General features: G+C 49.7%; 10 protein-coding genes. 7 read left to right on the top strand and 3 right to left on the bottom strand.

Annotated features, from left to right (window positions below; translation table 11 throughout):
* Positions 1 to 33 precede the first annotated feature (33 nt).
* Positions 34 to 1,848 (bottom strand): sensor histidine kinase, encoded by a 1,815-nt coding sequence (locus AC0LWT_RS11195; RefSeq protein WP_474681318.1) that lies wholly within the window; start codon positions 1,846 to 1,848, stop codon positions 34 to 36.
* A 50-nt stretch (positions 1,849 to 1,898) separates the two neighbouring features.
* On the opposite strand from AC0LWT_RS11195, the gene AC0LWT_RS11190 reads away from it, so the two are divergent.
* Positions 1,899 to 2,342 (top strand): FAD-dependent oxidoreductase, encoded by a 444-nt coding sequence (locus AC0LWT_RS11190; RefSeq protein WP_474681344.1) that lies wholly within the window; start codon positions 1,899 to 1,901, stop codon positions 2,340 to 2,342.
* A gap of 38 nt (positions 2,343 to 2,380) precedes the next feature.
* Here the strand turns inward: AC0LWT_RS11190 and AC0LWT_RS11185 are convergent, their stop codons facing one another.
* Positions 2,381 to 3,250 (bottom strand): AraC family transcriptional regulator, encoded by an 870-nt coding sequence (locus AC0LWT_RS11185; protein WP_474681317.1) that lies wholly within the window; start codon positions 3,248 to 3,250, stop codon positions 2,381 to 2,383.
* A gap of 191 nt (positions 3,251 to 3,441) precedes the next feature.
* Here AC0LWT_RS11185 and AC0LWT_RS11180 point away from each other — a divergent pair, with 191 nt between their 5' ends.
* The 6 genes from AC0LWT_RS11180 (at position 3,442) to AC0LWT_RS11155 (ending at position 11,333) form a co-directional block, all read left to right on the top strand.
* A complete protein-coding gene (locus tag AC0LWT_RS11180; RefSeq protein ID WP_474681316.1) occupies positions 3,442 to 5,271 on the top strand; it encodes a sensor histidine kinase in 1,830 nt (609 codons plus the stop codon).
* Positions 5,264 to 6,793, top strand: coding sequence for a response regulator transcription factor (locus tag AC0LWT_RS11175; RefSeq protein WP_474681315.1), 1,530 nt, complete (start codon positions 5,264 to 5,266; stop codon positions 6,791 to 6,793). The genes AC0LWT_RS11180 and AC0LWT_RS11175 overlap by 8 nt, the downstream gene beginning before the upstream one ends.
* Positions 6,794 to 6,898: 105 nt before the next feature.
* The gene (locus AC0LWT_RS11170; protein WP_474681314.1) at positions 6,899 to 8,254 is read left to right on the top strand and encodes an ABC transporter substrate-binding protein; all 1,356 of its coding nucleotides are present in this window, start codon (positions 6,899 to 6,901) and stop codon (positions 8,252 to 8,254) included.
* 75 nt (positions 8,255 to 8,329) lie between these two features.
* Positions 8,330 to 9,202, top strand: coding sequence for a carbohydrate ABC transporter permease (locus tag AC0LWT_RS11165; RefSeq protein ID WP_474681313.1), 873 nt, complete (start codon positions 8,330 to 8,332; stop codon positions 9,200 to 9,202).
* A complete protein-coding gene (locus tag AC0LWT_RS11160; RefSeq protein WP_474681312.1) occupies positions 9,199 to 10,026 on the top strand; it encodes a carbohydrate ABC transporter permease in 828 nt (275 codons plus the stop codon). The genes AC0LWT_RS11165 and AC0LWT_RS11160 overlap by 4 nt, the downstream gene beginning before the upstream one ends.
* Before the next feature lie 20 nt (positions 10,027 to 10,046).
* Complete coding sequence (locus tag AC0LWT_RS11155; protein WP_474681311.1) at positions 10,047 to 11,333, top strand: MGH1-like glycoside hydrolase domain-containing protein; 1,287 nt, start codon at positions 10,047 to 10,049, stop codon at positions 11,331 to 11,333.
* Positions 11,334 to 11,413: 80 nt separating this feature from the next.
* On the opposite strand, the gene AC0LWT_RS11150 is transcribed toward AC0LWT_RS11155, so the two are convergent.
* Positions 11,414 to 15,139 (bottom strand): carbohydrate-binding protein, encoded by a 3,726-nt coding sequence (locus AC0LWT_RS11150; protein WP_474681343.1) that lies wholly within the window; start codon positions 15,137 to 15,139, stop codon positions 11,414 to 11,416.
* Between the last annotated feature and the right edge of the window lie 215 nt (positions 15,140 to 15,354).

Here is a 15,354-nt window from a genome sequence, read left to right as displayed (position 1 = left end):
TGCGATCTCAATCTGAGATACCGCAGTGCTTTTTTAATTATCTTCAGCATGGTCATCGAGCAATATAGGAAGGCGAATCCTTATAAGTGTCCCGCTGCCTGATTTACTGTCGATTTCCAATGAATAACGTTCTTTATGATGCAACTGCAAGCGACGAAAGACGTTGATCAGTCCAATTCCTGTATGACCGCTCCCATCGGAGTCTCTTGCGAATAGCTGCATTTGGCTGAGTTGATTCTCATTCATCCCAACACCGTTATCTAGAATTTCCATAAATATTTGGTTATTCTTCATGTATCCTTTAATCATGAGAAGCCCATCTGATTCTAACTGATCCAAACCATGGATAATCGCATTTTCTACAATGGGCTGGAGAATCAACTTCACGGTATAACAGGCTTTAATCTCGTCAGCTACTTCCCAAATGATATCAAAGCGATTCTGATATCTAATTTTCTGAATTTGAATATAATGTTCCAAATGTTGCAATTCTTGAGCCATAGGGATCAAGCCGCTGCCATTTGAAATGCTCCCTCGGAAAAACTTTCCTAGTGAAGTAGTCATTTCAACAATGTCCATTGCATTTTTTTTGAATGCCATCCATTTGATAGATTCCAACGTATTGTAGAGAAAATGAGGATTGATTTGCTGCTGAAGGGCATTTAACTGGGCTTCCTTTTCTAAAAGCATCAACTCCTGTTCCCGCAGGTTCGATTGGTAATTTTCGTCAATTAATGCATTTAAACGCTGCATCATATTATTGAAGTAACGGGATAGGATAGCAATCTCATCCTTGCCCTGATATTGCATATGCGCATCAAGATTTCCATCATGCACTTCCTGCATCAGTCTTTTCAGCTTACGCAGCGATTTACTGATCTGAGCAGAGATTAACGTTGCTATCAGGAGTATAATCATTCCGTATAGAATGAAAAAAGCAACACCATACCAAATCAATAAATAAGCCTTTTGTTTTAATTCATTGGAGGAAATAATGCCGACCATTTTCAATTGAAAATAAGAAGCGGTATCATAAAAAACAAGGTAGCTTTTCTTATGAAGAACTTTTGTGTAAGTGCCGTTAGCTTGCTGAAGCATCGTTGTAAACGAGGCATCTGCTTTATTCATGATTTGAGATGAAAGCTCCTTGTTGTCATGTGTGAGTATGGTTCCATCGGCATCAATCAAAAAGAAATAACCGGAATCCCCGCTGTGAACGTTACGAAAAATATCATTAAGCATGTATTGCTCAACATTAATGATCAAATAACCAATTTTTCCACCGTAGTTCAAAGCGCCGCTGCTGCTAATCTTTCGAGCAAATGTTAAAACTGGCGTTCGATACAGATTATTATAAGCCCCGATAAACTGCAGCTCTCCTGTGCTTTGATCCAATTGCTCAAAAATGCGAGAGTAAATTTGCTTAATCGGCACATTGTCGGCGTAGATTCCGGAATAAATTCGCTCTTGATTCGCATTATAGATCTCCATGGATAAGAACTCTTTTTTCTGGAGCTTTAAATTAGCAAACTGCAGCTCTAAAGCTGTTTTATAAGCTTGTGCAGCCTCTGCGGATTTTGGATATTGATTGAGAAAGCTTTGCACCTCGGGATGATAGGCCAGCTGTTGAGTCAGTTTATCATAGCTTTTAAGATCATAGTCGATGTTTCGTTTAACCTGTTCGATGGTATTTATCGTAAAATCGGTGACCTTATTCTGATAGTTATGATAGTTGACATACGTCAGCAGTAAAATGAACAATAAATTAGGCAAAAAGGTGGTCAGTATAAAATAACTAAATAGCTTAAAGCGCAAATTTAGATTCGGGAGAAGCACCGGAATGGTCACAGCCGATTTTTCGTATAGAAGGCTTGTCCCTTTAGAAAGAAAGCCGCAGAATTATTGGAGATTATGTCATTACCGCAGATGATTTTCTGAATTGCCGCACCTTTCCTGATGATATTGCTCGCAACGCTTACTTTATCGATATCCATATGGCTAAGCCATCAACGGGTATGACGATTGTGCATTTGGACCCCGGACAGTCGCATGGTATTCCGTACCGCGCACTGCTGCCAATCGGGATTGAGAATGTGATCGTTGCGGGCAGGGCGATTTCTACGGATCGGGTAACACAAGGCTCAACTCGTGTGATGCCCAATTGTTTCGCCATGGGAGAGGCGGCGGGAACAGCAGCAGCATTGCTTGCCAAGAAGGGGACTAACATCACTCGCAGCATCCATATAGATGAACTGCAGCAGCAGCTTGTTGTCCAAGGGGCTTGGCTGGGTGATCTAATAAATGGGAAATATTCCCTTGTAGAGGATAAAAGGAAGGACTGAGGTCCTTCCTTTTTTTCGTATGTTGGTTCCGCATCCCATCAGGCTCGTATCCTGCGAAACTGCTGAGGAGAGCTGCCCGTAATTTTGCGGAACAGGGAATGGAAAAACTTCATATCGGTATAGCCGACATCGTTTGCCGTCTCCTGTACCGTTTTGTTTGTCGTTTTGAGCAGCTGGCAGCATTTTTGAATGCGAACGTTCTGGATATATTGGTTAAATGTCTGGCCCGTGATTCGTTTAAATTGGTTTTGAAAATGGCCTCCGCTCATAAAGTACTGCTCCGCAAGCGATTTCAACGTGATTTTGTCCGAATAGTTCTGTTCGATGAAATTGAGGATATCTTTTATTTTATCCGAAGCTGAAGAGGACGAAGCTTGGTCCGGAACGGACTTCTCCGTTTGAACCCTATGGATGAGCTGCAGCGTTTGCAGAAGGAGAGCCGTTATGATAGGCCTATATCCGACGGAACGGTTTGAGTATTCAAAATAAGCCTGCTGAAATAAAGAGAGGAATCGGTCGTTGTCATCACGATAATAGGACCAGGCGCGGGAAAGCGCATGAGGCTCATACAAGCACTTATACAATTGGGATTCAAAGGGAATCCACTGACGGACAGGCTCCAGAGCTTTGAGATCGAAAAGAAAATTCATAATGATCAGCGGCTTCGATCTGGAAGCGGACGATGGCCGGAATACATGAGACGTGCCCTTCGGCAGCAGGAATAGATCGCCCTTTTGCACCTTGATCAATGCATGATCGATATAATGGTAGCCGCAGCCTTCCGCGACGAGAGACATTTCGATAAAATCGTGCTCATGCTGACCCGTTTGGAATGCCTCCGTTTCCCGGTTTAAATAAATCGGGAAATCGGGCTCAAAGAATTGCGCTCCCTTCAATATCTTCGACATTTCGGCACCTCCTCCAAATATTCACACTCTTGTCAGCTCCCTGACGGCTCTAATCATTATTGTAAACGCATCAAGCACGAAGTAAATGGAGCATCTATACATAGGAATTTGTAATATGTTAACCTTTGCTTAAAGCAACGTTCTGCGTGATATGCTGGATACAACACTACATCATGATGAGGATGAGGAAAATGCCGAAGTTCGGGGTTCAAAGCAGGCTGGTCATTTCATATACGTTGATCATATCTTTTGTGATTGCGGCGTTAAGCTATTTGTTTTATCAGCGAATGTCCGCAACAATTTGGGAACGCTCGCTTGAAACTTCCGATCAAATGCTTCAGCGGCTTGAGACTTCGCTGATTCAAACGATTAAAGATATGGATCGGATCTCGGCACAGGTCATTTATAATTCTGATTTCCAAACGCGTTTCGAAGACGCTTTCGCAGGTTCAGATTCATACGATGTTTTGGCCCAAAAGAAACGGTTCGAAAATATTTTGTCCACCTTGAACGGTCCTTCCTTTATCGCCGAGCAGATCAATGTATTCAATTTGAGCGGGGATTTCATCAGTTATGGACTAAAGATCGACCCCGTCGCAGATCGTACGGGGCTTATGAACAAGATCGATTGGATTCCGCCGACCATACAGAAGAATGGCGATCTTCAGCTCAATCCGCCCCATAGGGATGAATGGTTCAAGTCGGGAGAGATCGTGTTTTCTTTATCCCGTTTGTTTCCGAACAATGCGGCCTTCGAGCCGCGCATCGTAGAAGTACAACAGCGATATGACAAGCTGGAGGAGATTATCGGGGACGCCGGCAAGCATGCGAACCTCCAATTGTTCATATTCGACGACCAAGGGAACCGATTTTATCCTGCGGACACGGAAGGCGACGGTTTGCCTATTGCCGGACAAGATATTCCGGCTTTGCAATCCAATATGTTCCATTCCACCACCAAGGTTTATCAAGGGAAAAATTACATGGTCGGGTGGCTCCGCTCATCCTCTTATGGGCTAACGGTCTTATCGGTTCAGCCGGAAAGCGCGCTCCTCAGTCCGATTCAAAGTCTTCGCAACGCCGTTCTGACCGTAGCCCTGTTAGCGGAGATCGCTGCACTGCTTAGCGCCTATGGGATCGCTTCAACCATCACCCTGCCTATTCGGCTAATCCTTCGGCATGTAAAAATGTGGGATATCGATAAACTCAACGTGATGCGAAGCGGGCCCAGCAGCAGAGCTTATCGTTGGGCCTCGTTCGAAATTCGGGTATTGTATGACGATATTGTTGCGATGAAGACGCGGCTTCAGCAATCTGTGGAACAACTGCTTGAAGCCAGGCAGCGCGAGAATATGGCTCAACTCCGCGTGCTTCAGACACAGCTTCAGCCGCACTTCGTATTCAATACGCTGTCATCAATCGGCGTACTTGCCGAAAACTCCGGGGCTGATGCCGCTGCCTCCATGTGCTATAAGATGATGGGCATGATGGAATATATGAGCAGATCTCCTTCGGGGCTTACTAAGCTAGGCGATGAGCTACGGTTCACGGTTCAATATTTGGATCTCATGAAGCTTCGCTACCAACAGCAGTTCGATTATAAAATCGAAACGGACGAAACGCTTGATGATGTCCCTATTCCTAAATTTTTGCTGCAGCCGATCGTCGAAAATTCTTTTGCCCACGGATTTAAGCAGGTGTACCCGCCTTGGAACTTATGGATAAGGATCAGCCGGGGAGAAAAAAATGATTGGCTGATTCGTGTTCAAGACAATGGAAGCGGTTTCTCTGCGGAGGCGCTGACCCGGATTAAACGTTTCATCGCCGGCCTCGACAACGCATCCGTCTCCATTACGGACGAAGTCGCCGCAAAAGGAATCGGCGGGCTTGGACTGGAGAATGCTTTTGCGAGATGTTATTTGTTTCAGAAGGGCCGGGTTGCGTTTTCTCTTCGCAATTTGAACGAGGGCATGGAGCTGACCATACGAATGGAACGACGGGAGGAGATTGACGATGTTTAGAATTATCATTGCCGAGGATGAGCCTCTCATTCTGCAAAGCATTGCTCAGAAGATACGGGACATCGACCCCGACTTCAAAATCGTAGGGGAGTACGAGAATGGTGAGTATGCCCTGTTGGATCTTAATCTGGTGAAGCCGCATATTTTGCTGACGGACATCTACATGCCGGTCATGGACGGCCTCACGCTGATCGAGCGTGCCAAGGAGCAGCAGCCGTCGCTCGTTTGCGCTGTTTTGACAGGGTATCGCGATTTTGAATATGCACGCAAGGCTATACAGGTGGGCGTATCGGACTTACTCCTGAAGCCCCCGACCGAGGAAAATATAAGGGGATTTCTGCAAAAAGCGAAGGCTAAGCTGCTTTCGGATCAATCGTTAATCGAGGCCGAGCTGCTGCAGCAGTGGGCCTTTCAGAAGTCGGACAAACAGGAGTCCGAGCAGATCGGGGAGCTGGCGCAGGAATATTTTTATCATGCGAATTACGCGGTTCTGCTTGCATGGATTCCCCCTCAACAGGAGAGCGATTGGGTTGAATACCCGAATCAATGGCAGGTGAAATCGCTGTTGAACGAGGGAGAGTCCTTCTATGCTTTACCGGTATCGCCGCATCATCAACGCGCTGTAGTTATAGGCTGCCACAGCCTGACGGAAGTGAGACTCGAACAGTTTCTTGCTGCATCGGCGGGGCATGGAACAGAAACAGAACGTTCCGTCTGCTTCGTGGCGGCCAAGGTTGAAAAGCTGCAAGCCGAATTGTCGGGAACGCTTTATCTGCTGCAGAAAGCCGCGCATAGAAACTTCCCGCTGAATGGCCGGAAATGTATGGATCTTAAGGAGGGGGAGTCGCTATCCGAGCCGAAGGCTCTGCCTCTTTCCAATACGCTGGAAGAGGAACTGGGAGAACTGCTGGCCAAGCAGCGAAAATCGGAATTTCTGCGCAAGCTGCAGACACTGCTGGAGAGCGAACCCTGGTCCTCTTCCACACGGGTACGCTGGTACGATTCTCTGACCGATATGATGAAATTATGGGTGGCTAAGCATAAGGAGCTGTCACGTCTACCTGCACTGGCTCATTGGCATTCCGAGCTGGAGGAGCTGATTTGGCAGGCTGCGGACCTTACAGCCGTTCGTTATAACGTACAGGAAGCTTTCGTATCGTTGTTCGACACCTCCGAGCATGTACGTGAGGCCGATGCTTCATGGACCGTCAAGCTGAAGTCGTACCTGGAGCAAAATTATATGCGAAATATTTCCCTCTCGGATCTGGCGGATACGTTCGGCCTGCATCCCTCGTATTTGGGCAGGATATTTAAGCGTCAATATAAGTACAGTCCGATCGACTACTTGATTCAGCTGCGGATTGATATTGCCAAGCGAATCATCAGGGAGAAGCCCCGCATGCTGTTTAAGGATGTTGCTGAGATGGTGGGCTACAGCGATCCGTTTTATTTCAGCAAAATTTTTAAACAACAGACGGGGCTGACTCCCAGGGAGTACAAGAAGCAGCACTCAGGACATTGATTTTGCCCTATAAATTGTTTGCATTTCCCCCATTACCGGGATGAAAAGCGTTTCTATAATAGGAATTGTAGACCGATGCTATAAGTGAAATGAGGGGGATGGACAATGGCTAACAGGAAAAGAGTGGCGGCGTTCATGCTGATTTCGGCTTTGTCGGCAGGAATGCTTGCAGCATGCGGAGGGGGCGGTGGTACGGCAGGCACTACAGCGGCACCATCGGCCAAAGAAGTGGGGGATAAGCCGACCGCACCTGCGAAGAAGGACCCGGTGAAGCTCACCTTTACGACGGTGGCGAACGGAGACTCGGAGTCACAAGCATTTAAAGAGATCTTCACCAACTATGAAAAAGAAAGCGGTAACAAGGTCGACCTGCAAATTCTTCCCGATGTCACGCAGTATGAGAATATTGTCAAGACCCGCTTCGCGACACAGGATCCGCCTGATATTTTTTATTTCTTCGCCGGTCCGAACGAATATACGACGATGCAGGCCGAGAAAAACCTGGTGGACATGACAAAGGAAGCCTATGTCGGTCAGCTTACTCCGGCAGTCAAAGATTTTTACACGGTAGCCGGCAAAATTTATGGCATCCCGTGGGGCTCCTATAACGCGATGGGTGTGCTATATAACAAGGACGTGTACCAAAAGAACGGTCTTTCCATTCCGAAAACCTATGCGGAACTGCTGGACAATGCCGACAAGCTGAAGAAGGCGGGTGTTACACCGTTCTATGAAGCCGGGAAAACCGGTTGGCCGACGCAGATCTTCTCGCTGGCCGCATTTCAGACCTTCGTCCTGCCGACCATCGGCGGTAACGACGGAGTGAAGAAGCTGAACGAGAATACTTTGCGGCTGACCGATATTCCGGAAATGAAAAAAGTGTTTGAGCGGCAGTACGAGCTCAACACCAAAGGCTACTTGAACAAGGATTTTCTTTCCGGCACGTACGAGAATCAACAGGATGCGCTGGCGAACGGAACGGCGGCGATGGCTTTCCAAGCGGACTGGATGCTCCCGGAAATCTCCAAGCGGTTCGCCGACAAAGTCAATAACATCGGATTTTTCCCGCTTCCTTCGGATAAGGATGCAGGCGTCGTATCGCTATACCCGCCAAAGCAAATATTCGTGACCAAAACGTCGCCCAGAGCCGAGGCTGCAATTGAGCTGTCGCGCTACATGACGAAGCCGGAATCGCTCGCGATCTGGTACAAGTACAATCCGGGCATACCGGTGTACAACGGCGTGAAGGCGCAGCTGTTCCCGGCCCAGGAGGATATTTACAAATACATTCAGGGCGGCAATGGCGTCATCCAAATTCAGCTCAGGCTGCAAGCGGGCTTCTTCGATTACGATAAAATTACACAAGAACTGGTTGCCAAGGGCGATGCACAGAAGGCTGTCGAGCAAATGGATAAAAACTACAGACAAGACGGTAAGAATAAGAAAATTCCCGGATTTTGAGTCAACAAATAATCAATTAAAGGAAGGGGAGATGGAGGCGCCATCCCCCGTTTCCTTTCTTCAGGAGACGATGTCATGTTGAAACACGTACGATATCCGATAGCTTTCATCATTCCGGCGCTTGTCGTTTATTGTGGTCTGTTCGTTTTTCCGGCCATCTCCGGTTTTGTGTACAGCTTTACGGACTGGAGTTCGTACAGCGACGCCATCCAATTTATCGGACTTGATAATTACCGGCAGCTGTTTTCGGAAGGAGTGCTTGGCACAGCTATCCGCAACACGCTGGTTTACGCGGCGGCTGTGACGGTCGGTGTCAATGTGATCGGCTTGATGCTCGCTTTGCTGCTGAACCGCAGCTCCCGCCTGACGCCGCTGCATCGAACTGCTTTTTACATGCCCGTCGTGATCGCGCCGCTTATTGTCGGTTACATTTTTACGGCGATCTACAATCCCGAGCTAGGAATTTTGAATCATTCGCTCCGGATGATTGGGCTGGGTGTTCTGGCCGTCGATTGGCTCAACGATTCCAGGTTTGCGCTGCTTTCGATCATCATGACCGAGCTGTGGCGCAGCTCCGGCTTTGCGATGGTTATTTATTTGGCGGGCCTCAAGACGATACCGAGAGATTTGCTGGAGCAGGCCGACGTCGATGGTGCCGGAGCTGTTCAGAAATTCCGCGCGATTACGTTCCCGCTTCTGGCCACGTCTTTCACGGTGAACGTGCTTCTGACGATCATCGGCTCGCTGAAAGTGTTCGAGACGGTGCTCGTGTTGACAAACGGCGGACCCGGCTACGATACGGAAGTGTTTAATACACTCATCTTCCGTAACTTTTCCCGCGGCAACTGGGGGTATGCGACCGCTTCTGGATTGTTCCTGACGCTTATCGTAACGGCTGTCGCCTTCGTCTTTTTGCGGGTACTTCGAAAGAGGGAGGTAGAGCTATGAGAATGCCATCAGGCAAATGGAGCGGGCTGGGGCGAGAAGCTTTATTGATCGTGCTGGTCTTGATCGTCATCGTGCCGTTCTATATGATCACAGTCAATTCCATGAAGGATGTCGGCGAAGCGGCACGGTTTAAGCTGACGCTGCCGGGGACAATCCATTGGGAAAACTTCAGGACCGTTTTCCAAGAAGGAAATATCGGGCGGGGCTATTTGAACAGCGTCCTCATCTCGGCCGGAGCGCTGACCTTGACCAATTTGTTCAGCTCGATGGCCGCCTTCAGCATTCAACGCAACAATAGAAGGCTGACTAACGGATTGTATTATTTCTTTGTCGTCGGCTTAGTGATGCCTGTGTCTCTCGTACCGACCATCAAGTTGATGATTCAATTGGGCATTCATAACACATATCACGGAATGATCCTATATTATGCCGCCGTTCTGCTGCCCTTTACGATTTTTCTGATGACAGGTTATGTAAAGACGATTCCGCGAGAATTGGACGAATCCGGAATTATCGACGGCTGCCGCCCCATGCGGCTGTTCTGGACGATCATCTTTCCATTAATGCAGCCAGTGCTTGTCACCGCTTCCCTCCTGACCGTCGTATCCGTATGGAACGACTTCATGGGACCGTTCTACTTGATGACCGACGGCACCAAATGGACGGTGACCGTTTCCGTCTACAATTATGTGGGCAAATACAGCTCGGATTGGAATTTGATTTTCGCCGACATACTTATTGTCATTTTGCCGATTCTGCTGCTCTATTTTTTCCTTCAGAAATATATCGTAGAAGGCATGACGGCGGGCGCAACTAAAGGATAAAAAAAGGAGAGTTGTTGAAATTGACCGATAAGCTTCCCTATTATGAAAAGCTGCTGCGGGGCTATATCGTCTCCCAAGCGGATACGATTCTCAAGGAGCCCGTACACTATTTGAAGCATCCCTTTGTAGACCCGGGTTCCGTGTACGACGGCAATTTGTGGGACTGGGACTCATTCTGGGCGGTATACGCTTTATTCAATATTGCGGATGGTGGGGACGAGGAGCTCCGGAACCGGTATATTCGCCATGCGAAGGGGAACGTTCATAATTTCCTTGATTATCAAATGGAGGACGGCTACATTCCGATGATGGTTGCTACGGTGGACGGCAACGCTTCGCTGCCGGAGCCGTATCTCAACTATATGCGCCGGCAAGGGCATAGCCTGAACATGCACAAGCCGTTTCTTTGCCAGCAGATTGCGATGATCGGCGGATTTTCCGGTGATTACGAATGGATTCAAGGCGATTACGGGAAACTGGAGGCATATTTCGACTGCTACGACAAAGGATATTTGAACACGAATTGCGGTCTGTATGTGTGGGCGGACGACATTATGATCGGGATGGACAACGATCCGGCGACGTTCGGCCGGGCCCGCTTCTCCACAGCGAATATTTATTTAAATGCCTTCATGGTCGCCGAGTTGCGCGCCATGGGCGTCATTAGCGAACGTTTGGGACGACCGGATCGGCGGGACGCCTACTCGGCGAAGGCTGATCGTCTCGCAGCCGCCATTCAAGCCGAATGCTGGGATCCGAGAGACCGCTTCTATTACTCCGTTGACGTCGATATCCAAACGCGGCACTTCGATTGGTTTCACAAAGGGCTCGGCGTCTTCTGGAAGACACTTCCGATTAAAATTCGGGCATGGTCGGGTTTCATCCCGATGCTGGCGGGTATCGCAGACAGAGAGCAGGCAGCCAGCCTCGTCTTCCATGCTACGGATCCGGTCACCTTCAATAGCCCTTACGGAATCGCTTCGCTTGCACAGGATGAGAAAATGTTTGACGTCAGCGCTACGATCAACCCGTCCAACTGGCTTGGACCGATCTGGATTGTGGCCAACTATGTGGTGTTTCGGGGGCTTATGAACTACGGATATGTTTCTGAGGCTCGAGAACTTTGCGGTAAAATCGTTCGTCTGCTCGGAGAGGATTTGGAGCGCTCGGGTACCCTGCATGAATTTTACGTTCCGCAAACCGGCGAGCCGGTCATGAATGGAGGCTTTCTGAACTGGAACCTGCTCGTGCTGAATATGATCGACGAGCTGGAAGGCAAGCCTCCGATCTGCAGATTCTGGTTGTAGCGGCGGTTAACCCTTAGGCGGTCAATCTCAGCTGCCAAAGGGTTAACCTGCATCAGTGAAACAAGACTACAGCAGAGCGGTTACCAGTTATTCCCGGAAACCTTAACTATGGTAAAGCCAGGGCATTTGTCTTGACCATAAATGGCCGTAATTCCAGGATTATTTACTTTTACATTGGTAAAGCTTGCCGAGCCGACGGCCGGTCCTTGCCCGTCTTCCGCTTTGACGACAAGCTTGATGCCATAGCGGGTGGCATTATTGATATTCACGTTCTCTACCCGAACGTTCGTCATTGGAAGAGCTTCCGGATATTTGGACTGGAACATCAATCCGAAGTAAACCGGATTATTGATGTCTACATTTTTGACCCAAATATTTTTGAAGTCTCTGTCGCCACCGAAAAACCAGATCGCGCCGAAATTCTGATAATTGTTGATCTTGTCGTCAGCACCGGCACTGGTCCAGAAATCTCCGCCCGTGCGGTCCAGCGTGACTCCGTCGATGACGGTATCTTTATCGCCGAAACCTAACGTGTTGTACCCGAAGCTTAAGCTGCTGACGGTCAAGCCGGGGTAAGTCAAGGTATCCGCACCGTACAAGTTCTGGAACAGGTTGTCTTGACCGCCGTATACGGCAAAAGCGGCGGCGCGTCTGACGTTGACGGCGGTGAGATTGGTGTATTTGTTGCCTGCATTGTAAGACCCGCCGGCATCGATCGCGCTGAACAAGGCGAACGCATCGTCTCCGGTTGCGCGTGCATAGTTGTTGTCGATGATATTGTAGGACGATCCGTTGGTCATGTTGATACCGTCTGCAAATGTGTTTTTGATCCGGTTGTTTCTGAACGTATTGTAGGAAGAGTTGACTCCCCAATACAGGCATATAAAATGCTCGGCCCAAATATTCTCAACGGTTACGTTCTGCATGCCGTTCCCGTCAATAAATTTTCCGGGTCCGTCTACCCGGTATACATAGTTGCCCCAAGCCGACAAGTTTTTGATGATGGAACCGTTGGCGGAGGAACTGATATTGAATCCGACATCGGTATTCGTTTGGTCTTGCGGCGCCGTCAGCTTGGTGTACCACGGGCCTGCGCCGATGATTTCCGTCGCCCGGCCATACAAGAAAACTTTAGACGAAATGGTCCATTGACCGGCGGGAATGAAGATCCCTTTCTTGCTAGTATCTTGTCTGAATTCCGTCAGTGCTTGCTCAATCGATTTGGTGCCGGACACTTCCACATATTTGGCCGGATCCGGATTTGACGCCGGAGGTGCGACGTTTTCCGTTTCCAGCAAATCGACATAAATCCAAGGAACGTCCCCCGAGTCTTTTTGAATCCGGATTTTGGTATCGGCAGGATAAACCTGGTCAAGCATGAGCTGGGCATCTTCATAGAGCCAGTATGCTTTCGTACCGGAGTTGTTGTATCCAAGCTGTCCGAGAGTGTCCGGCGTTGCGTATACGTAGGAGTACTTGGATGTGACGGTAAAATTGCCCTTGTCAACGCCGTTCACGTAAATGCTAATCGTTCCGGTTGTGTTCTCCGCTATGGCATTGCGCAGAACGAGAGCATTAGCAGGAGAGGTGAGCGTAAACTCTACATATTTTCCGGTTGTATCGAGATAAACGGCGGAACGTCCGGAAGCTTCGCCTGCAAAATCGCCCGGCAAAAAGTTTGGAGCCAACCGGGTGCCGTTGGTGCTGTTGGACGAAGCCTCGGCTTCCAGGATCGTGAACGGCATGTTCGCTCCGCGCCCGGAATACAAGCTTGTCGTGCTGGTGTTGTTGCCTTGTTTGCTCGCGACTTCGTTGGCATCTGCCGCAACCGTTGTCGTGACCGTGTAGCTGCCATTGACCGCCGTCCATGTGCCGATGGTAACGTTGGCGGATGCTCCCGCTGCCAAGGCGCCGGTATAGGAGCCGTTAAAAGTTTGAATCGTTGTGCCCGCAGCGTTCTTAAGCGCCAGCGTTACGGCGTGAGCGCCGCTGGAAGAAGCGATATTCCCCTGATTTTTGAGGTTTATGGTGAAGGTGACCGTGTTGCCGGCGCTTGGATTGCTAGGCGTCCATGAAGTTGTTGCGACCAAGTCGGAGCTTGACACCGGATTAACCGTCATCGAAGCCGGATTGGTGAAGCTGTTGTTCGTCTCGTTCATTTCGATAACGGTGTTGTCTTCGTCGACCTTGGAACTGACGGAATACGTTCCCGCGTTCTGGGCCCCGATAGTGGCCGACACGCCGGCGGATGCTCCCGCTGCCAGCGCCGCGACGGAAGCGGACCCGACTTTCGTCGTTCCCAGATAGAAATTAACCGTCGTGGCCGCAGAAGCAGCCGTGCCGATGTTTTTCACCGTGGAGGTGAGTGTGACGGCGTCGGTTTCTGACGGAGAAGCCTTCGACCACGACATGCCCGTGATGGTCAGATCCGGATTCGATGCGGGAGTTCCGATGACCTCGAACTCGGCCGCTTGCCCTGCAGGCGCGCCGGAGTTGGATGTGAACTTGAGCTGGACCGCGCTGACCGTCGCCGTGACCGGGATGGTCACCTTATTACCGGTTGCGGGATCAAAGGTATAAACGGTCGTGCCAACCAAGTTGTTGAAGACCGTGGAGTTCTGGTCATGTCCCAGCACTTGAATGGTTTGCGTGCGCGTCGACCATATGGAGTCGGGGTTCAGTTTCACCACGACGGAGGTCACACTCGCGTTGGCGCCCAGGTCCGCCGTCAAGGTGTTCGGATATGAACCGCCGGCTCCTTCCCAATAGGTCGACGTGCTGCCATCGTTCGCATTCGCCGCCACGAAATTTTGCGTATTCGAAGAAGCGGTGACCGGCTTGTTCAAGGCCAAGTTGGCCGGAGCTGTAGGCGGCTGCGGATCACCGCCTCCTTGCACAAAATGGATCCAGTTGAGATTGAACCCGCCGCCGCCTGCATAAACGCGGAGCGTTTGCTGCCCGGCGCTCAAGTTCACCGTGGCTGTGACGGTCTGCCAAGTCTGCCAGCCGCCGGTATTCGGCACAGCGGTAGCGGCAAGTGTGGTTGCGTCGGAACGAAGCTGGATCTGACCTGTCGTATTCGGGCTGGCCACACGATATTCAACCGTGTAGGTGCCGGCGGTTTGCACGTTGATGCTGTAGTCCAGCCAGTCGCCGTCATCAATCCAACCGACGTTCAGGCCGCCGCCGGTATCCGACGTCGTTTCCGTCTGGATTCCGCTCATCGCGCTGTAGTTTTCGGCTTCGATTTTGCCCGGGATCACTACCGGCCCTCCGCCGGCGCCGTACACCTCCAGCTCTGAGAATTGTCCGGCCGGCCAGACGGTGTTGGCGGTTACGTTAAGCCTGACGTAACGGGTATTGACAGCGGCGAAGTTGACCGTCACCGTGTTGCCCGAGGCCGGATCAAATGTATACCCGGCGGAGTTGACCATATTCGAGAAAGTCGTGCCGTCGGTACTTCCTTGAATCGATAACGTCTGCGTTCTCGCTTCCCAGCCTGACGGAAGCTTCATGACGATCTGGTCGATCATGACCGTGCTGCCCAGATCCACCTGAATCCATTGAGGTAAGGCATTGTTTGCGCTTTCCCAGTAAGTTGCCTGGTTGCTGTCGTTGATATTTGCCGCTGTGTATGGTGCGCTTGTCGAACTGCTTGCCGTAACAGCTTTGCCAATCGCCAGATTCGGTCCTCCAACTGCCTGGGCAGGTTCAGGTAGTCCGATAGATGTTAGAAAAGTGCCTAATACCATGGTAAGGAAGCAAAGCCAAGCGATGATTCGTCTTTTGCTTTTCACGAGTTTCATCTCTCCTTTCAAAATAAAGTTTCCTCGATTGAAACTCTTAGTTGTCCTTCTCACCCATTATTTGTCGTTGTTTTTGCCTTCCCTCCTCTGATTTGAATGATGATCCGGTGTTACCTTTTGATCATATGGCAGGCTGGTTAAGACATAGAAGTAGTAATTCTATCGATATCGTGTGCGGGATTACGAACTGGCATTTTTGCATGCAATTCAACAAG

The organism is Paenibacillus sp. sgz302164 (assembly GCF_056120505.1).
This window is presented reverse-complemented; position numbering and strand designations above follow the sequence as displayed.